Origin of the sequence: Paraburkholderia sp. OAS925, from assembly GCF_040543975.1 — a bacterium.
Taxonomy (GTDB): Bacteria; Pseudomonadota; Gammaproteobacteria; order Burkholderiales; family Burkholderiaceae; genus Paraburkholderia; species Paraburkholderia graminis.
This window is the reverse complement of sequence record NZ_JBEUNO010000002.1, coordinates 2,941,205-2,959,806: the sequence shown is the minus strand read 5'-3', so window position 1 is coordinate 2,959,806 and position 18,602 is coordinate 2,941,205. Positions and strand designations below refer to the sequence as shown.

General features: G+C 63.1%; 18 protein-coding genes. 8 read left to right on the top strand and 10 right to left on the bottom strand.

From position 1 onward, the window contains the following. Positions 1 to 1,148: 1,148 nt before the first annotated feature. On the bottom strand, positions 1,149 to 1,403 hold the full coding sequence (locus tag ABIE53_RS31945) for a GlsB/YeaQ/YmgE family stress response membrane protein (RefSeq protein ID WP_006053258.1): 255 nt from the start codon (positions 1,401 to 1,403) through the stop codon (positions 1,149 to 1,151). A gap of 338 nt (positions 1,404 to 1,741) precedes the next feature. On the opposite strand from ABIE53_RS31945, the gene ABIE53_RS31940 reads away from it, so the two are divergent. Next, on the top strand, positions 1,742 to 2,275 hold the full coding sequence (locus ABIE53_RS31940; protein WP_192700342.1) for a hypothetical protein: 534 nt from the start codon (positions 1,742 to 1,744) through the stop codon (positions 2,273 to 2,275). Positions 2,276 to 2,373: 98 nt separating this feature from the next. Here the strand turns inward: ABIE53_RS31940 and ABIE53_RS31935 are convergent, their stop codons facing one another. Beyond that, positions 2,374 to 3,537: a metallophosphoesterase gene (locus ABIE53_RS31935; RefSeq protein WP_192700353.1), complete on the bottom strand. Its 1,164-nt coding sequence runs from the start codon at positions 3,535 to 3,537 to the stop codon at positions 2,374 to 2,376. Positions 3,538 to 3,951: 414 nt separating this feature from the next. Here ABIE53_RS31935 and ABIE53_RS31930 point away from each other — a divergent pair, with 414 nt between their 5' ends. Beyond that, on the top strand, positions 3,952 to 4,290 hold the full coding sequence (locus ABIE53_RS31930) for a hypothetical protein (RefSeq protein WP_192700341.1): 339 nt from the start codon (positions 3,952 to 3,954) through the stop codon (positions 4,288 to 4,290). Positions 4,291 to 4,299: 9 nt separating this feature from the next. On the opposite strand, the gene ABIE53_RS31925 is transcribed toward ABIE53_RS31930, so the two are convergent. Further along, positions 4,300 to 4,884: a malonic semialdehyde reductase gene (locus ABIE53_RS31925; RefSeq protein WP_192700340.1), complete on the bottom strand. Its 585-nt coding sequence runs from the start codon at positions 4,882 to 4,884 to the stop codon at positions 4,300 to 4,302. Between the two features lie 348 nt (positions 4,885 to 5,232). On the opposite strand from ABIE53_RS31925, the gene ABIE53_RS31920 reads away from it, so the two are divergent. The 5 genes from ABIE53_RS31920 (at position 5,233) to yjfF (ending at position 11,602) form a co-directional block, all read left to right on the top strand. Beyond that, entirely contained in the window at positions 5,233 to 5,847 is a 615-nt protein-coding gene (locus ABIE53_RS31920) for an alpha-ketoglutarate-dependent dioxygenase AlkB family protein (protein WP_192700339.1), read from the top strand. A gap of 739 nt (positions 5,848 to 6,586) precedes the next feature. Then, positions 6,587 to 7,573, top strand: coding sequence for an ABC transporter substrate-binding protein (locus ABIE53_RS31915; protein ID WP_192700338.1), 987 nt, complete (start codon positions 6,587 to 6,589; stop codon positions 7,571 to 7,573). 281 nt (positions 7,574 to 7,854) lie between these two features. After that, on the top strand, positions 7,855 to 9,468 hold the full coding sequence (locus ABIE53_RS31910) for a sugar ABC transporter ATP-binding protein (RefSeq protein ID WP_192700337.1): 1,614 nt from the start codon (positions 7,855 to 7,857) through the stop codon (positions 9,466 to 9,468). Beyond that, positions 9,465 to 10,508, top strand: a complete 1,044-nt coding sequence (locus tag ABIE53_RS31905; RefSeq protein WP_029971816.1) for an ABC transporter permease — start codon at positions 9,465 to 9,467, stop codon at positions 10,506 to 10,508. Before ABIE53_RS31910 ends, ABIE53_RS31905 begins: the two co-directional genes overlap by 4 nt. Beyond that, positions 10,505 to 11,602 carry a galactofuranose ABC transporter, permease protein YjfF gene (yjfF, locus tag ABIE53_RS31900; protein ID WP_053860221.1) on the top strand — a complete coding sequence of 366 codons (1,098 nt, stop codon included), beginning with the start codon at positions 10,505 to 10,507 and terminating at the stop codon, positions 11,600 to 11,602. The genes ABIE53_RS31905 and yjfF overlap by 4 nt, the downstream gene beginning before the upstream one ends. A gap of 36 nt (positions 11,603 to 11,638) precedes the next feature. Here the strand turns inward: yjfF and ABIE53_RS31895 are convergent, their stop codons facing one another. Together ABIE53_RS31895 and ABIE53_RS31890 are read right to left on the bottom strand one after the other, a co-directional pair. Continuing rightward, positions 11,639 to 12,940 carry an MFS transporter gene (locus ABIE53_RS31895; protein WP_192700336.1) on the bottom strand — a complete coding sequence of 434 codons (1,302 nt, stop codon included), beginning with the start codon at positions 12,938 to 12,940 and terminating at the stop codon, positions 11,639 to 11,641. 67 nt (positions 12,941 to 13,007) lie between these two features. After that, complete coding sequence (locus ABIE53_RS31890) at positions 13,008 to 13,787, bottom strand: putative hydro-lyase (RefSeq protein ID WP_192700335.1); 780 nt, start codon at positions 13,785 to 13,787, stop codon at positions 13,008 to 13,010. A gap of 198 nt (positions 13,788 to 13,985) precedes the next feature. On the opposite strand from ABIE53_RS31890, the gene ABIE53_RS31885 reads away from it, so the two are divergent. Next, positions 13,986 to 14,924: a LysR family transcriptional regulator gene (locus tag ABIE53_RS31885; RefSeq protein WP_029971812.1), complete on the top strand. Its 939-nt coding sequence runs from the start codon at positions 13,986 to 13,988 to the stop codon at positions 14,922 to 14,924. A 27-nt stretch (positions 14,925 to 14,951) separates the two neighbouring features. On the opposite strand, the gene mdcH is transcribed toward ABIE53_RS31885, so the two are convergent. Genes mdcH through ABIE53_RS31860 form a run of 5 tightly spaced genes read right to left on the bottom strand, consistent with a single transcriptional unit; the run spans position 14,952 to position 18,598 of the window. Next, complete coding sequence (gene mdcH, locus ABIE53_RS31880; RefSeq protein ID WP_192700334.1) at positions 14,952 to 15,884, bottom strand: malonate decarboxylase subunit epsilon; 933 nt, start codon at positions 15,882 to 15,884, stop codon at positions 14,952 to 14,954. Next, positions 15,884 to 16,579 carry a malonate decarboxylase holo-ACP synthase gene (locus tag ABIE53_RS31875; protein WP_192700333.1) on the bottom strand — a complete coding sequence of 232 codons (696 nt, stop codon included), beginning with the start codon at positions 16,577 to 16,579 and terminating at the stop codon, positions 15,884 to 15,886. The genes mdcH and ABIE53_RS31875 overlap by 1 nt, the downstream gene beginning before the upstream one ends. Next, a complete protein-coding gene (mdcE, locus tag ABIE53_RS31870; RefSeq protein ID WP_192700332.1) occupies positions 16,579 to 17,394 on the bottom strand; it encodes a biotin-independent malonate decarboxylase subunit gamma in 816 nt (271 codons plus the stop codon). The genes ABIE53_RS31875 and mdcE overlap by 1 nt, the downstream gene beginning before the upstream one ends. Then, positions 17,391 to 18,287, bottom strand: a complete 897-nt coding sequence (locus ABIE53_RS31865) for a biotin-independent malonate decarboxylase subunit beta (RefSeq protein WP_192700331.1) — start codon at positions 18,285 to 18,287, stop codon at positions 17,391 to 17,393. The genes mdcE and ABIE53_RS31865 overlap by 4 nt, the downstream gene beginning before the upstream one ends. Beyond that, complete coding sequence (locus tag ABIE53_RS31860; RefSeq protein ID WP_006052380.1) at positions 18,284 to 18,598, bottom strand: malonate decarboxylase subunit delta; 315 nt, start codon at positions 18,596 to 18,598, stop codon at positions 18,284 to 18,286. The genes ABIE53_RS31865 and ABIE53_RS31860 overlap by 4 nt, the downstream gene beginning before the upstream one ends. Positions 18,599 to 18,602 lie beyond the last annotated feature (4 nt).

Below are 18,602 nucleotides of genomic sequence, written 5' to 3'. Positions count from 1 at the left end.
ACGGCGCTGGAAAATACGGCGCCGTCACCGCCCGCCCATGCGCAGAGCGCCGGCATAACCACTCAGCTCCAGCCAACCGAATGCGGCCGTTAGCCGCCCACGAGTCGCCAGTCTTTGTCAGTATGACTTCGATTTTCCGCGAGTTCATAACTCAGTGAATATCGGTTGTATGCCGCTACCACGCTGCATAGCGGTATTATCGCGAGGCGAATCGCCGGCCTCGGCCAGATAGTCCCAAAGCACTGCAGCCTCGATGAGGCTTCACAAAAGCGGTGATACGGTGCCGCAAGTGACAAATTCAGGACTGCACGTTCGCGCAATTCCACTCGACTTTTGCAGCGATTCCAGCCGGGGATCAGTACGATGGTGGATATAGCATAGGTGCATCGTCTACGTGCGTCTTTGCGCCATCGAGAACTATTGGAAAAGCGCGGCGCGCCTTAGACCGTTGAACTCAAGCATGTCGGCAAGCTTAAGCTCGCCATCCGGAGTCGATAGACTTTTCCCGGCTGCGTTTTACGCATTAGTGTTGAGCGAACTCGAGCGTCACTGCCGTCGCTTCCTGCTACGCCACACGAGCTCAACAATCGTTCGCAAGTCATTCAGTGGCTTTTGTCCGGTCGCAATAGAACCGGACGGAAGCCACACGTGCGAGTGGCACGCATAGATGAATGACACCCCGCGGGCGACGCGATCTTTAAGGCAATAAGGGACGCGTCATGTTTGCGACGAAGTCATTTGCGAACGCAGTCGCATTCTGAACTTAGTGCTGGAGGCTCTGCATCGTCGACATGACTAACGCGACGTCGACTCAATCGCAACGACGACTGCGAAACCTCGCGCCGCGCAGACGCGTCATGCCCGATATTCAAGACAGAGCGCATCAGCAATATCGGAAGATATGTCGTTAGTGCTGCAAGATGCGCAGAGAGCGGAGGACCACCCGCATCGGCTGCAACTTGCTTTACGCTGGCATAGGCGGCTGCGGCAAGCAGTAATCAATGTTGCCGACGCAGCGAAGGGAAGGTGTAACCGGCCGCAAAGCGGTGCAAGCTCGAGACCGCTACAAAAAGCGCAAGGCCGGTGAAAAGAGCGCGAGACCGACGCCGGCGGCATTGCCGCTGACGCCGGAGAGGCTCACGCTGAACTCAGCTGCCTCGTCGGACGAGCCGGATGATAAACAGCAGAATGACTGCGCCGATTACTGCGGTGATGATCGAACCGATCCAGCCGCTCCCGAGCGAGATGTGCAGCACGCGGGCGAGCCAACCGCCGACGAACGCGCCAACGATCCCGACGATGATGTCGACGATAAGCCCGAACCCACCACCTTTAACGAGCACGCCAGCAAGCCAGCCTGCGATCGCGCCGATGATAAGCCATGCAATGATGCTGTGTTCCATAATCGAGACTCCATAGTTAAGTGAACAATGCGCGGTGACAGAGCTTAGTCGAAGCTTCCTGGGCAGTCCATATTCAGGATACAGAATTAACATTGTCTCAATGTCTTGTAAGCCAACTGTAGACCAAACGTGTACCGGCGTCTCTGGGAAATTTCGGTTGCCGATGCAGACCAATCGACAAGACGATACGGAGTCCAAACGTTGACGTCCGCCATCATTAAAAACACACTATCCGAAACACCCGGATCTGCGCGCGCGGTAACGTTCTAAGCCTCGGCGCACGATACCGGTTGGCACCACGGCGCCGGTTCGAGTCCGTTCACGTCAATGAGGAATGTATGAAACGTAAAGCTCTTGGGATCGTTGCTGGTGCGTTCGTCGCCGCAGCTTCCTTTGCGTCGTTTGCTGCAGGGCTGCCCGCGCCGTTTGAAGGGAGCAGCACGTTGCAGGCCGAGGGCGTGGTGAAATCCGTCGACCACGCAAGGCATTCAGTGACTGTGCGCGACCCGCAGGGTGGCGAGGCGTCGTTCGACATTACGGATACGCGAGATCTTGCGCGAATAGCTCAAGGCGGCAAAGTCCATATCCGCATGATGCGCAATGCCGTGATCAGCATTACGCGCGGTGCTGATGGACAAGGTGCGGCCGCTGTTGCGGCGTCGATCGGGCAAGCGAAGCCGGAACAGAATGTCAGTGCAGAAGTCCAGGCGATTGACCACGCGTCCGGTGTCATGGCATTGAAAGGGCCGAACGGAGCCGTGTTCCACATTCAGGGCCGCGACCCGGCAAAACTCGTCAATGTAACGCCGGGGATGCAGGTGTTGGTCGCGTTCGCGCCGCAAGTCAGTGTCGCCGTGGCGCCCGTGCAGTAAAGCGCATATTCATGTTGCGCCTATAACGATTGACTGGCGTCCAAGCTAAAAAGGCGTAGTCCTTTCATCGCCACGGGCATCTGCGCTAGATTCCTGCCTTAGTCTGGCTGGCCGGGCACAAGGCGCAATCGTGTGATTTCTGACGGTGCGCCGAGCCGTTTTGGCGGTCCCCAATATCCGGTGCCGCGACTCGTGTACACCCACAGCCCGTTCAGGCGAGCGAGGCCGGCGGTAAACGGTTGCTGAAACCGCACAAAAAAATTCCACGGGAAGAACTGACCACCGTGTGTATGACCTGAGAGCTGCAGTGTAAAGCCCGCTTCAGCGGCTGCTTCGGCGGACCGTGGCTGGTGGGCGAGAAGTACCTTGATTAGCACGTCGCCTGGTGCGTCCGCGATTGCGGCCATTGGGTCACTGCGATGAAGGGGATCATGATGGCCGGCTGAATAGTCGGTCACGCCGGCAATTATGGCGCGGGCGCCGTCGTGCTCGACCACCACATGCTCGTTCAGTAGCACGTGGAGTCCGAGCCGACGGAACTCGTCGATCCATGCATTGGCTCCCGCGTAGTACTCGTGGTTGCCTGTAACAAGGTATGCGCCGTGACGCGCAGTCAACCGCGAGAGCGGCTGTGTGTGGTGAGTCAACTGCGGCACGCTGCCGTCTACGACATCGCCCGTTACGGCTATGAGGTCAGGCTTCAGACGATTCACTGCGTCGACAATAGCGTCGACATAGCGCCGTTTGATGGTTGGGCCCACATGAATGTCGCTGATCTGAACGATGGTGAAGCCGTCGAGGGCAGCGGGCAAGTCGTCGATCGGGACCTCGATTGTCACGACTCTTGCGCGACGGCGAGCGTTAAAGAGGCCGATCAGCGTCGACAGTAATGCAAGCAATGGCACAGCCGCCGCAGTGCCGGTTCGCCAACGTTCGAGAGGGAACGTGCCAGGCCGCATCGCGTCCACGGTCATGAGTGAGGCGAGGGTCAGGTCGCGCACGAACGTCAGCACGAGCAGCGAGGAGAAGAAACCCATCGCCAGCAAGCCGACCCACGCTAGCCGATCGCCCAGCGGCTGCTGTTCGATGGTGCGCGCGAGCATGCCCAGCGGAATCACAAAGACGGACAGCACAAGCCACAACCCCGATAGCCAGCGGACAGTGATGCTCACCGGCATGTCGGGGATCAGGCGGAAACCCACATAGATGTGCAGCAGAATGCCAATGAAGATGAGGCGTACAAGAAACGATGAGCGGCGCATAGGGAAGGTGAGGGCGGGTAAGAGCCGGAGGGCATGAGCTGAACGGCGGCGGCCAGTTGCCGTAGCGACGCGGCGAGCGACCAAGGCTAGGGCGAAGGCCATTCTACCGGCATGCGCGCTCGTGCGCAGACGGCCGCAAAAACACTGAGCGTGCAAAGCGACGCCAGCTTGTATTGCTGCGCAGCAGTGCTGTTGAGACATGCAACGGGCGTGCTCAATCCAGGGTCCCAGCGTGTCTAAACGGTCCGCAGGTTCCCGGATAGCCCTAATTAAATGGGCTTTGAATTACCGATGCGGGTGGAGTATTCTGGAAGTGAGCCGGTCGGCATCAAGAGCCGCTGCCAAATCGACTGACCAAACAGCGGCCCGGCTCGATTGTTGTTATCGCCTAGAACGGCGAGGCGGGAGGCGATCATGAAACTGCTCGGATCAGGCCATCGTTTTCATCACGGGGACTCTGCGCACCGCGCGCATCACGTTGGATATGAGGGCAGCCATGTCATGCTCCCTCTCGTTGGCATATCGTTGATGGCGTTGGGTTTGTATCTCGGCGTGCGCAATGTCGACTTCTCCGAACTAGGCAAGAGCGCGCTCTTCTACATCGTCATGCTATGCGTCGCGCTCGGTATCGCGGGGCTTTTCGGCGTGGTCGGCGCGTGGCTCCGTTCGAATGGCGACGGCACAGAAGAGAATTTCTGCTTTGTCGGCGCAGTGATCGGCGTCGTGGTGTTCTACATCGCGATCTTCAGCTAAAGCAGCGCTTCACTCTATCCGCGCGGCTTCGTCAAAGCTGAAGCGCGGGCTGCGCGGAAACAGAGTCGACGCATCGCCGTAGCCGAGGTTGACCAGGAAGTTCGACCTCACTGTCGTGCCCGCGAAAAACGCCTCGTCCAATTTCGCCGCGTCAAAGCCTGACATTGGGCCAGTGTCGAGGCCGAGCGCGCGGGCCGCCAGAATCAGGTAGCCGCCCTGCAGCGTCGAGTTGCGAAATGCGGTCTCGGCGATCGCCTTGTCGTTACCAGCGAACCAGCTCCGAGCGTCGGCGTGCGGAAAAAGCTTAGGCAGATACTCATAGAACGCCATGTCCATTGCGACAATCGCCGTAACCGGTGCCGCCATTGTTTTATCGACATTGCCGGCCGACAATGCCGGCCGCAGCTTCTCCTTGGCCGCCGCGCTTTTCACAAAGACGAAACGGCCCGGGCTCGAGTTGGCCGATGTGGGGCCGAGCAGCGTGAGTTCGAGAAGTTGACCGAGCAGCGCGTCATCGACGGGTTTCGGCTGCCAGGCGTTGTGCGTGCGCGCTTCGCGGAAAAGTTGGTCGAGTGCTTGATCCGAAAGAGTCATGATGGTTGTCCACTGAAGGAACCGATACTGGAAGCGCGTTGGCGGCAAGAAGTCTCTGCGGAATGAAAGTTTCGGCAGGCGGCGCCATAGACGCATCCGCAACGCGCACTAAATAGCGCCAGCAGGCGGGAACCGAAGCCACAGGCGGCCGCAGTCGAGCAGCGACAGTAGCGCGACGAAGCCACAACGAAGCTGCGGTGAAGTGGCAAGAGACCACAACGAAGCTGCAGTAAAGCCGCGACAAGACTACCGTGAAGCCGCCACGATGCCGCGAAACTCCTAACGGCCATTGCAGCCATAATAGCCAACGTTCTACCGCCGCGCCGCGCTGCGCTCGCACACACAAACATGACGGATCTTTTCGATGATCTTCCGGCTCCCGACGTCGACTGGTATCCCGACTGGCTGGAGCCCGAAACGGCCGAGCAGTTCCTCGCGCGACTCATCGTCGGAGTGGAATGGCGGCAGGACACCATGGGCACGCCCGGCGGTCGCGTCGCGCTGCCGCGGCTGACGGCATGGCAGGGCGACGCCGACGCTGTGTATGTCTATTCCGGTATCCGTAACGAACCGCAGCCGTGGACAGCAGCCGTCGCCGAACTGAAGGCCGATGCTGAGGCGGCTTGCGGAGCCCGATTCAACAGCGTCCTGCTCAACCGCTACCGAAGCGGCGCGGACAGCATGGGCTGGCATGCCGACCGCGAGCCGGAACTGGGACCGGAACCGGTAATTGCATCGGTGAGCTTGGGCGCGGCACGCACATTCGACTTGCGGCACAACAAGACCGGCGCCGTCCAGTCGTTCTCGCTCAAAGGCGGCAGCTTGCTGGTCATGAAGGGCAAGACACAGGCGGAATGGCGGCATCGGGTGCCGAAAGAGCCACGGGTTGTCGGCGAGCGCATTAATTTGACTTTCCGGTGGGTTGCGCCTCATACGCGGGCCGGCGGACCGTCGCGCGGCTAAATCCAGCGGCGATGTGCGCCTGCAAAGTTCTTCGCCGGGACCGGACCCGCCGCAGGCAGGCCCAGGGCAGACTTGCCGCAGACGCCCACGGCAGACCGCACGGCAGACCCACCGGCAGACCGACGGCAGACCGACGGCAGACCCACGGCAGACCCACGGCAGACCGACGGCAGACCCACGGCAGACCGACGGCAGACCGACGGCAGACCGACGGCAGACCCACGGCAGACCCACGGCAGACCCACCGGCAGACCCACCGGCAGACCCACGGCAGACCCACGGCAGACCCCAGGCAACGCGACCCAACGCAGACCCCGCCCCGATGCACCCGATGCACCGGAGGCACTCGAAGCACCCGAACCACCCTTCTCAACTTCACCCTGCGACCTGCCAACCAGGCGACGCACGGCTCGACTCGCCAATGTAAGCGCATAAAAACCAGCAACGACCAGCCGACCCCCAAGCCGTAACCACCACGTCAACTACCGCACACACCCGCGCACACCCGCGCACACCCGCGCACACCCGCGCACACCCGCGCACACCCGCGCACACCCGCGCACACCCGCACAGCCCCACCCCCCCGTCTATACCAAAATTGATATTGCTCCCGCGAATCATATGATTGGACTGTTAACGCCCGGCACACTACGCTACATCACGATCCACGCATCGCGGCGGCCGCAACGGCCGGTCGGATTCGATGGATCGCCTACACAACAACGATCAGGAGACAGTCATGGCGAATACACGACGCGCCGCATGTCGTGCGTTGGGTGCGCTCGCGCTGTGCGCGGGTGTCGGCGCGCTGACGCTGGCAACCCCCGGCGCACACGCGCAGGACAAACAGATCACGCTGGGTTTCGCGCAAGTCGGTGCGGAAAGCGCATGGCGGACCGCCAATACGGAGTCGGTGAAATCCGCGGCAACCGACGCCAAGATCAAACTCAAATTCTCCGACGCGCAACAAAAGCAGGAAAACCAGATCAAGGCGATCCGCTCGTATATCGCGCAAAAAGTCGATGTGATCGCCTTCTCGCCGGTCGTCGAGTCCGGCTGGGAACCGGTGCTGCGTGAGGCGAAGGCCGCGAAGATTCCGGTGATCCTGACGGACCGCAACATCGACGTCAAAGATACCTCGTTGTACGTGACGATGATCGGCTCCGACTTCCTGGAAGAGGGACGCCGCGGCGGCAAATGGCTCGCCGATCGCTATAAGGACGCACAGGGTCCCGTCAACATCGCCGAATTGCAGGGAACGGTCGGCTCCGCGCCGGCGAATGACCGGCACGCCGGCCTCATCGAAGTGATCAAGAGCGATCCGAAGTTCAAGATCATTGCGTCGCAAAGCGGCGACTTCACCTTGGCCGGCGGCAAGCAGGTGATGGAAGCGTTTATCAAGAGCTACGGCAACAAGATCAACGTGGTTTATGCGCATAACGACGACATGGCGCTCGGCGCGATCCAAGCGATGGAAGAGGCGGGCATGCATCCGGGCAAGGACGTCGTGGTCGTTTCGTTCGATGCAACCAAGGGTGGCTTCCAGGCCATGGCCGCAGGCAAGATGAATGTCGACGTGGAGTGCAGCCCGCTGCTCGGACCGCAACTGATGTCGGCGGTCAAGGACGTGGTAGCCGGCAAACCTTTGCCGAAGCGCATCCTGACGGAAGAGACCGTGTTCCCGATGAGCGTCGCAGCGCAGACCTTGCCGACGCGAAAGTACTAGGAAAAGGTAGTTAGGCATCCTTGCAAACACACTTGCTTGCAAGCTGCGTCAGCGGCCAATAACGCAGCAGCAAGCAACAAGCAGCAAACGCAACCAGCAAACGCACACAGCCAAACCAGCACGTAACGTTTCTCCAGCGGTGCCTGACCGTCCGATTGCTTGGGCAGCGGACGGTCTCTTTTCACCCGATGTCGAAACGTGCCTCATGAAGCCACCACGGCACACAGGCACCACGGCACGCAGGCACCAGCCACCCACGCACCGCCGCTCGAGCGAGGTCTATGACGCATCCCGCTTCCGAACCCAAACCGCCGGCCACGAGCACGACAAGGTCCGCCGCCGCTGCGTCCGCCGACCACGGCGACGCGCACGAGCCGATCCTCGAAACAACCGGCGTCACCAAGACATTCCCTGGCGTGAAGGCGCTGCAGGGCGTCGATTTCCGGCTTTTCCCTGGCGAAGTCCATACGTTGATGGGACAGAACGGCGCCGGCAAATCGACGCTGATCAATGTGCTGACAGGCGTCCTCGCGCCCGACTCCGGCACGATCCGTCTCGCAGGCGAAGTCGTGGCCTTCGCGTCGCCGCAGGAAGCCGAAGCGGCAGGCGTGCGCACGCTTTATCAGGAAGTGAATCTGTGCCCGAACCTGTCGGTCGCGGAAAACATTTTTGCGGGCCGGCAGCCGCGACGCTTCGGCGCGATCGACTGGCCCGACATCAAGCGCCGCGCGCAAGCCGCGCTTGCGCGCCTCGACATCACGCTCGACGTCACACGCTCGCTCGACGCTTATCCGATCGCGGTCCAGCAGATGGTGGCGATCGCCAGAGCGCTTTCCGTCGATGCCCGTGTGCTGATCCTCGACGAGCCCACGTCGAGCCTCGACGACAGCGAGGTCGCGCAGCTCTTCAAAATACTTCGGCATCTTAAGCAATCGGGTATTGCCATACTGTTCGTCACGCACTTCATCGAGCAGACGTATGCCATTTCCGACCGCATCACGGTCATGCGCAACGGCGAACGCGAGGGGGAATATCTCGCGCGCGATTTGCCCGCCGATCTGCTCGTCTCGAAGATGGTCGGTCACGAGCGCATGAGCGAGCGTCTGCGCGAAGCCGCTCACGAAGCGTGCGATCACAGCGACGACACGCAAGACGATCACAGCGCGCCGCCGTTTATCGAACTACGCGGCCTCGGCAAACGCGGCACTTTGCAGCCAATCGACCTCGACGTGCAGCGCGGTCAGATACTCGGACTCGCCGGGTTGCTCGGCTCGGGGCGCACGGAAACCGCGCGGCTGCTGTTCGGCGCAGACCGTGCCGACAGCGGCACGATGCTCGTGGATGGCAAGCCGGTGCGCCTGCGATCCCCGCACGATGCGGTGCGCCACGGCATTGCGTACTGCGCCGAAGATCGCAAGAAAGAGGGCATCGTCGCCGACCTGTCGATCCGCGAGAACATCCTTCTCGCGTTGCAGGCGAGGCGTGGCTGGTGGCGCAAGATCAACCGTCAGCGCGCGCGCGAGCTGGCCGATCTGTGGATCGAGCGGCTCGGCATCAAGGCTTCGGACGCGGAGCAGCCTATCGGTCTGCTGTCCGGCGGCAACCAGCAAAAAGCGCTGCTTGCGCGCTGGCTTGCGACCGATCCGAAACTGCTGATTCTCGACGAGCCCACACGCGGCATCGACGTCGCCGCGAAATTCGACATCATGGATCGCCTGCTCGCGCTGTGTGGGAACGGTCTGAGCATTCTGTTCATTTCGTCGGAGATCAGTGAAGTGCTGCGCGTCAGTCATCGGGTAGCCGTGCTGCGCGATCGCCGCAAAATTGCGGAAGTCAGAGGCACGGCATCGAATGAGGACAATATCTACCGACTCATCGCGGGGAGCGGCGAATGAAGCTATCGAACTGGCTCGCGCGTGACGGCGTCGAGCGTCCGTTGATCTGGCCATGCGTGACGTTGGCGTTGTTGTGCGCGCTCAATCTCTGGGTCAATCCGCACTTTCTGTCATTGCGTATGCTCGACGGCCATCTGTTCGGCGCGCCAATCGACGTGCTGAATCGTGCGGCTCCGCTCGTGCTCGTCGCAACGGGCATGACGCTCGTCATCGCGACGCGCGGCATCGACATTTCGGTCGGCGCAGTAGTGGCTATCGCAGGCGCGGCGGCCGCGACGATCCTCGCCACGCAACCGGTGCCGACGGGCGGCCTGATCGCTCAGGCGTTGCTCGCGGCGTTGATCGTCGGCGTGCTGAGCGGCATGTGGAACGGCGTGCTCGTGTCGTTTGTCGGTATGCAGCCGATCATCGCAACGTTGATTCTGATGGTCGCGGGCCGCGGCATCGCGCAACTACTGACGGCAGGGCAAATCATTCCGATCGGCGCGCCGGGCTATCTGTTTGTCGGCGGCGGATACTGGCTGGGCGTGCCATGCTCGGTGTGGATTGCGACGCTCGCTGTGCTGGCCACCGCGGCGCTCGTCGAGGGAACGGCGCTGGGGCTCTTTATCCGCGCCATCGGTGTGAATCCGGTGGCGACTCGCCTTGTTGGCTTGCGCTCGAAAGCGCTGGTTTTTGCGGTGTATGGATTCTCGGGATTGACGGCGGCAATGGCGGGCATTCTCATCAGCTCGAACGTGCGCAGCGCCGACGGCAACAACGCCGGCCTGCTCCTGGAGCTCGACGCGATTCTCGCGGTGACGCTCGGCGGCACGTCGCTGCTCGGCGGCCGCTTTAGTCTCGCAGGCACGGTGCTCGGGGCGCTGATCATTCAGACGCTAACGTACACGACGTATTCGATCGGCGTGCCGCCCGAAGCCACGCTCGTCGTCAAGGCAGCGGTCGTGCTGGCGGTGAGCGTGATTCAGTCGCCGGCTGCGCGAGCGCTCGCGGTTTCGTTCGGGATGCAGATCATCAAGCAACGCGGGGTGGCACGATGAGACGATTGTTCGCAGCGTGGGCGCATATCGTCGATCCGCGCACCTTGCCCATCGCGGTTACGATCCTGCTGTTCTGTGCGCTGTTCGGTTTCGGCTCGGTCATGTACACCGGCTTCTTCTCGTGGCAGGTGCTGCTCGATCTACTGGTGGATAACGCGTTCCTGCTGATTGTCGCCATCGGCATGACGTTCGTGATCGTGTCGGGCGGGATCGATCTGTCTGTCGGTTCTGTCGTTGCGCTCACTACGATTGTAGAAGCGGTATTGTCCGAGCGGCTGCATCTGTCGGTATGGATCATTCTGCCGATCGTTCTTCTGATGGGCACCGTGTTCGGCGCCGTGCAGGGCGCGCTGATTCACTTCTTTCGTTTGCAGGCGTTTATCGTGACGCTCGCCGGCATGTTCTTCGCGCGCGGCTTGTGTTTCCTGATCACCACGCAGTCGATCACGATCACCGATCCCACTTTCCACGCGATCTCCGCCTTCCGTCTGGACATCGGCGTCGGCTCCGTGACCGCGAACGTGCTGATCGCGTTCGTCGCGCTCGTCGGCGCGATTTTCATCGCGCACTTCACGCGCTTTGGCCGCAACGTATACGCGGTGGGCGGCAATGCCCGCTCCGCGCTGTTGATGGGCTTGCCGGTCGCGCACACGCGCATCGGCGTGTATGCACTGAGCGGCTTCTGCTCGGCGCTCGGTGGCGCGGTGTTCACGTTCTATGTGCTGTCCGGCTACGGCTTGCAAGGGCAGGGCATGGAACTCGACGCGATTGCCGCGACCGTGATCGGCGGAACGCTGCTGACGGGTGGCGTCGGCTATGTGGTCGGATCGCTGTTCGGCGTCGGCATTCTGGGCACCATCCAGACGCTGATTACGTTCGACGGCACGCTCAGTTCCTGGTGGACCCGCATCGTGATCGGCGCGCTGCTGTGCGCTTTCTGCCTGCTGCAGCGGTTGATCGAACGGCATGCGAAGTCGGTGCGGCGTCCCGGCGGCACCGGCGCGGTCGTCACGTCGGGACGCGAACGCGCGCATGGAGAAGCGTCGGCAGCAACCGACTCGCATGTGATAGGCCGCGCGCCCGAACAGGCTTGAGCCTCGCACTAAAGAGGGTGGCAGGGGCGCGCTTTTTTAGTCGTCGAGCGCCCGGCCTCGCGTTTCCGGCAGCGTAAGCGCGGCGAGAATCACGATTCCATAGGCCGCCGCCGCGAATGCGCCGATTGCGTGGCCGAGCGTCATCGTTTGCGACACGTAGCCGATCAGGAACGGGAAGGTCGCACCGACAGCGCGGCCGAAGTTGTAGCAAAAGCCCTGGCCCGAACCGCGAATGCGCGTAGGAAACAGTTCGGTCAGGAACGCACCCATGCCTGAAAAAATACCGGACGCGCAGAACCCGAGCGGAAAACCGAGCACGAGCATCGAGAAGTTATCGAGCGGAAGCTGCGTGTAGATCGATGCAATCGCGCACGAAGCGAGGGCGAACGCAATGAACGCGCGCTTGCGGCCAATACGGTCGCTCACATACGCACCCGTCAGATACCCGCAATACGATCCGACGATCACGACGCCAAGATAACTGCCGGTGCCGATCACGCTCAGGTGCCGCTCCGTCTTCAGATACGTCGGCAGCCACGTCGTCACCGCGTAGTAGCCGCCTTGCACACCCGTCGCGAGAATGGACGCGCGCAATGTCGTCCAGACGATGTCGCCGCGGAAAATATCGAGCAGCGCAGGACGCGCCTGCGCCGCATCCTGCGCCTCTTTCTGCCGCCGATGCACCTCCGGTTCTTCGACGAAGCGGCGAATCCAGATCACGAACGGCGCAGGCGCGATGCCGATCGCGAACAGCACGCGCCACGCGTAGTCGGCCGGAACGAGCGAGAAGACGGCCATGAAGAGCAACGTCGACACGCCCCAGCCAATCGCCCATCCGGCCTGCACGAGCCCGACCGCCTTGCCGCGGTCGCGTGCGCGAATCACTTCGCCGATCAGCACGGCGCCTGCCGTCCATTCGCCGCCGAAGCCGAGCCCCATCAATCCTCGCGCCCACAGCAACTGCGAGAAGTTCTGCGCGAGCGCGCACGCCAGCGTGAAAACGGCGAACCAGAGGATCGTGATCTGCAAGGTCTTCACTCGTCCAACACGATCGGACAGTACGCCCGCTGCCCATCCGCCCACCGCGGAACTCAGCAGCGTGACGGTGCCGATCAGTCCCGCGTCGCCACGCGTGATGCCCCACGTCGCGATCAGCGTCGGAATCACGAAGCTCAGGAACTGCGTGTCCATTGCGTCGAGCACGTAGCCGATCTTGCAACTCCAGAACGCACGCTTCTCGGCCGCGGAGATCCGCCGATACCATGCGAACGGGCCTTTCCCCGCGTCGGACGCGCCGTAGCGCTCGGCGTCCGCGGTCAACTGCGCTTTGGTTTCCATGCTTGAACTCCGGTCGTCGTGATGGACCGCGTCTTCGCGCGCGGCTTGCGGATGAAATGGCGCCGCGCTAGATCACGGCGAGCGTGGTGTTGAGGATGTCGGTGACGAGCATGTGCCCCGGCTTGTGCGCGATCGCAAACGGCAAGCGCGCGCTTTCTATCGCGGCTTGCGGTGTGACGCCGCACGCCCAGAACACAGGCAGTTCGTCGTCGCGCACGTCGACCGCATCGCCGAAATCGGGCCGCGACAGATCGCGAATGCCGATCAACGACGGATCGCCGATATGCACCGGCGCGCCGTGCACAGCAGGAAAGCGGCTCGTGATCTGAATCGCGCGGATGGCGTCGGCGGCTTTCATCGGACGCATGGAAACAACGCGATTGCCGCCGAACACGCCGGCGCGCACATTGGGCTCGCGCGTTCGATACATCGGCACATTGACCTGCTGTTCGATATGACGCAGACCGATGCCATCACGCCGCAGCATTTCCTCGAATGAAAACGAGCAGCCGATCGCGAACACCACGAGGTCGTCGCGCCACAGTTCATCGAGGCTGCGCACTTCCTCCGCGCGTTCGCCGTGGCGATACACATAGAACGCCGGCACGTCGTTGCGAATGTCGAGATCCGCGCCGAGTGCGGGCACGCTCCACGCGCCCGGTTCGCCGATGCCGAGCAACGGACACGCCTTCGGATTGAACGTGCAAAAACGCAGGAAATCGCCAGCGTATTGCTGCGGAAGAATGGCGAGATTGGCTTGCGCATAGTCGCCGCAATAACCCGCGGTGGGACCGGACAGGCGACCGCTGCGCACTTGCTGACGAAACTCGGATGGCGTGTAGGGCATGAACTGCTCGACTGGAATTGACGGGACTGGCCTTCTGATGCGTTCCAGATTAGTAACGTCAAAAATATCGATCCAGCGAGTTTTTCTTGCGATTCGTTAACTTAAACTTAACGGCGGCGCGACCCGTTTTCCGGCGATCATCGTATGCCTCATTCGCACCTCATTCGCGCCTCATTCGTTATCGCGAGACCTCATGCAATGAATACCCGCTTCGTCGAAACGTTTCTCACGCTCGCGCGGCTCGGCAGTTTTCGCGCGACGGCGACCGCGATGCACGCCACGCCCGCCGCGATTTCGTTGCGTATTAAAACGCTGGAATCCGAGCTTGGCGTCGAATTGATCGAGCGCGACGCGCCCGAGTTCAAGCTCACGGCAAACGGCGAGCGTCTGCTCGCGCACGCGCGCTCGGTCGTGCAGGCCACGCGCTCGCTGCAACTCGCCGCGCAGGACGAAACGCAATTGGCGACGCGTCTGCGCCTCGGTGTGATCGAAACGGTCGTGCATAGCTGGCTGCCCGACTACATTCGCATGCTGAACCTCGAGTACCACCGCATCGTCGTGGACTTGACCGTGGATTCAAGCGCGGTGCTCGGCCCTCGTCTGCGCGCGGGCGAACTCGATCTGGTGATTCAGGTGGAAGAAGTGGGAGAGCTGGAGACGTCGATCGTATCCGCGCTACTCGCGAGTTATCCGGTGCGCTGGATCGCGCGCAGCGACCTCATCCCCGCGACTCGCGCGAAGCATGCCGACACGCTGTTGAGTAAACCGGTGCTGACGTTCGGCCGCGGCACCGCGCCGCAAATCGCCGTCGAGGCTATCGTGCAGACGCTTGCGCGGCGCGCCGGCGTGCCGTTTGCGGACACGCAGGTAACGTGCATGCCTTCCGTTGCGGTCATCGTGAAGCTGTTGCGCGACGGCTATGGCATCGCGGCGGTGCCCGCGCTTTTTGTCGAGCCGTTTCTCGCGAGCGGAGAACTGGGGCACTTGCAGGTGCGCCCGCTGCCGCCGCCGATCAATGTGGCGATGTACTACCGCGACGACGCCGACGTCGGCGTGCTGGCGGCCGCGCGCGTCGCGCGCAATGCGTGCGATCAGTATGCGAAAGCGATGGGGCGGCAGTTGATCGAGAAGCGCTAGATCAAGCGCTGCATGAAGCGCGGCTCGCTACTCGCGTTCGAGGCGCCGCCGCGCCGTCGCAGCGAGCCGTTCGAACGGAAGCGTGCTCGCTGCAAGCGCGGCCATCTCCGGATAGTGCTCGCGCGCGATGTCGGTCAACACTTGCCCAGGCGGTGCCTCGATCGCGACGCGCGCGCCCATTTCCTGCATCACGGTGAGCGCGTCGAACCAGCGCACCGTGTAGCGCATGTTGGTCGCGAGATCGTCGCGAATCGCATCGGCTGTATACAGCGGACGGCCGCCGCGATTGCCGATGTACACGCTTTGCGGCGCGCGAAACGGAATCGTGCGCGCATACGCGCTCAGTTCGTCGCTTGCTTGCGTGAGCAGTTCGCAATGCGAAGGAACGCTGACCGCAAGACGCGTCGCCTTGCGCGCGCCTGCATCCAGAGCGCGGTGGATGAAACTGTCGAGCGCGGTGTTCGCCCCTGCCATCACGATCTGGCGCGGCGCGTTCACGTTGCCGATATAGACGGGCGGCTCGCCTTCGTCGGCGTGCCGTGCGGCGAGCGCGGCGAGTTCATGCTCCGTCAAGCCGGAAACAGCCGCGAGACCGTAGCCCGATGGATACGCCGCTTCCATCAGTTCCGCGCGGCGGCGGACCATCTTCAAAGCGTCGGGGAAAGCGAGCGCGCCGCAGCTCACCGCCGCCGGGTACGCGCCCACCGACAAACCGGCGCTCAGGTCCGGCGTCACTCCTTCATCTGCGAGGGCACGCGCAATCGCCACGCCTGCGACGGTCAGTCCGCATTGCACGGCAACAGTCGAGCGCAACGCATCGGGCGTGTCGAGTGTGAGCACGTCGGCGCCTAGCACGCTGGACGCTTCATCGAGTGTTGCGCGCACGGCGGGATGCGACGGCAGCCGATGCAGAAAGCCGTCGCTCTGCGCGCCCTGGCCTGGGAAGATCAGCGCGAGCATCAGAGTTCCGTCCGATGAACGCAGACCCACGGATCGGCAAGCAGTTGCGGACCGCTTGCATGACGCACCATCACGCGTGGCTTGCCGGCGGCCCACTCGGCGAGCGCGACGCCGCCTGCTGGTGTCTCGAGTTGCGCGTCGATGCGAATGCCGGTTTCGCGCGCGAGCGTTTGCAGATAGCTCAGCAAGCCCGCCGCGCATTCACGCGACAATCGTTCCGGTGTCCGAATCAATAGATCGAGATCGCTCGATTGCGTGACTGCTGCCGTTTGCGTGGCGAGTTCGAAACCAACGCTGCCGGTCGGGCCCCAGACAAGCGCGTTGAGTGCGCTTTGTGCATCCCGTTGCAACCGGGCGAACGCGACGAACGCGGGCAACGCGGCGCGCGTTGCATCGGGCTCGTTTCGCACCAACGCCTCGGGCGAAACGGCTTCGACAATATCCGTCGATGCCGCCCACGTGCCGTACCGCTGAGACCGCTGCGCGCCGCGCAAGCCAATCGCAACGAAGCCGGGCGCGGCGAGCGCGCGCCGCACGACCGCATACGGCGCGCGCTCGAACGCATCGCGCACCCAGTCGGGTTCGCCGTCGAATGCAGCGAGGCGCCGCAAGCGCAGCAAGTCATGCGCGCGCCAGCGTTCGTCGCACGACGCAGCGGCCTCGCTTGCAAACGGCGGCGCGGCGCAGACCGGCATTACACGGCATCCCATTGCTCGGCGAGACGCCGCCGCACTTCGATGGACGCCGCGCGGTTCTTCTGCGCCGCCGCGGATTCCAGCCGGCGCGCAAGCGTGCGGCTGCCGACGCGCGCACTGCCGATCTGTTCGCACAACACCTGCTGCACGCGCGCGATCTGCGCGGCGTCCGGCGCGTCGGCGTCGATACCTTCGATCAATTGATCGAGCAGCCCGAGCTTCGCGAACGAGGCCATCGAGTAGGACATCGGCACAATGGTTTCGCCGAGCGCGTCGAGCGCCTCGACGGTGCGGCGCGTGACGCGCGCGGCGGCTTCCTTGCCCATCGCGTGAACCATCGTGCCGGGCGCGTCGAGCGCGACGATGCGATTGGCCTGATAACCGTGCGCGAGGAACGCGCCCGACATCGCCGGTCCGACGATCAGCGCAATCACCGGATGCCCCGCATCGCGAGCGGACGCATACGCGTCGACCGCGGCGGCGCACGCGAGATGAATGCCGAGCATTTCCTCGCGATAGCCGTACGCCTGGCTCTTCACATCGACGATCGCGACGATCGGACGACGCGTGGCGCTTGCCGCATCGTCGGCGATCACTTCGCGAACGGCTCGCGCGAGCAGCCAGCCCTGTTCGAGTCCGACGACGTTGTCGGTCGCGCGCGGAAAGCGGTTGGCGGCGTCGGGCACGACGGTGATGAAGCGGGCGGTTTCGCCGCCGAGCGGCGCGTCGGCGCTCCACACGGGCGCCGCGTTGCGGGATTCGCCGGCGAGCGCATGGAACCAGCGCGCGCCGCGGCTCAGTGAGGTGTCGCTCATGCTTGCTCCTTGCGTGACTGGGATTGTGGCGCTTGGGTCGCTTCGGCTGCATAGACCTCGCGCATGCTCTCCGGCGTGACGCTCGCCGGATCGATCCGCGCGAGCCGCTGCAAGAACGTGTCGACCTGTTCGCTGCGATGCGCGGCCGGCACGCCTTGCACGAACGCGGCATGCACGGCGGCGCGCACGTCCGCGGCGTCGTCGTCCACGAGCCGGTCTGCGAGCGAACTCGCCACGCGCTGCTCGCCGCCGATCAACTGCCACACGCGGCGCCGGTCGGACGCATCCAGTTCGTCGATGCCCGCTTCCTGCTCGATCACTTCCGGTCCGTTCATGCCGAGCCGTCCCTGCTTCGTCACGACCAGATACGAGCACAACGCTGCGGCCAGCGACATGCCGCCGAAGCAGCCCACCATGCCCGCGATCACGCCGACCACCGGCACATGCCGGCGCAGCGCGACGATGGCCGCCTGCATCTCGGTGATCACGGCGAGGCCCAGATTGGCTTCCTGAAGCCGCACGCCGCCGGTTTCGAACAGCACGACCGGCCGTACGATCTTGCCGCGCTCGCAATCGCGCAACGCCATCTCGAGCGCGGCGGCGATCTTGCTGCCCGACACTTCGCCGATGCTGCCGCCCTGGAACGCGGACTCGATCGCGGCAATCACAGCGGGCTCGCCGTCGATCGTGCCGCGCGCGATCACGCAGCCGTCGTCGGCCTGGCACACGACGCCTTGCAGCGGCAGCCACGGCGATTCGATCCTGTCGAACGGGCCGAGCAGTTCGCGGAAGCTGCCTGGGTCGAGCAGCGCGCGGGCGCGCTCACGCGCGGGCAGCTCGATAAAGCTTTCGCGCAGCAGCGGCGCGGCATGCACAGTCGCGGGCGTGCTCATGCGTCGTCTCCCTGTTCCGCGGCCTCGACCGCTTCCGCGAGCCGCAATGCGACCACACCAGGCGTCGCGCCGAAGTCATTGATTTCGATTTGCGCGGCGCCGTCGTAGCGGGTGAAAAAGCGATCCAGCACGCTTTTCCAGATATGGCTGTAGCCGTCGACGCTCGTGCGCACGACGACATGTGCAGCGAGCGCGTTCGGATTATCGGTGGGCGAGAGCAACACTTCCAGATCGCCCGAACCCACCACGCCGACGTGCGCGCGGGCCGTGACGGCGCGTTGCGCCGGATAGTCGAAGGTCAGATGTTCCATGAGG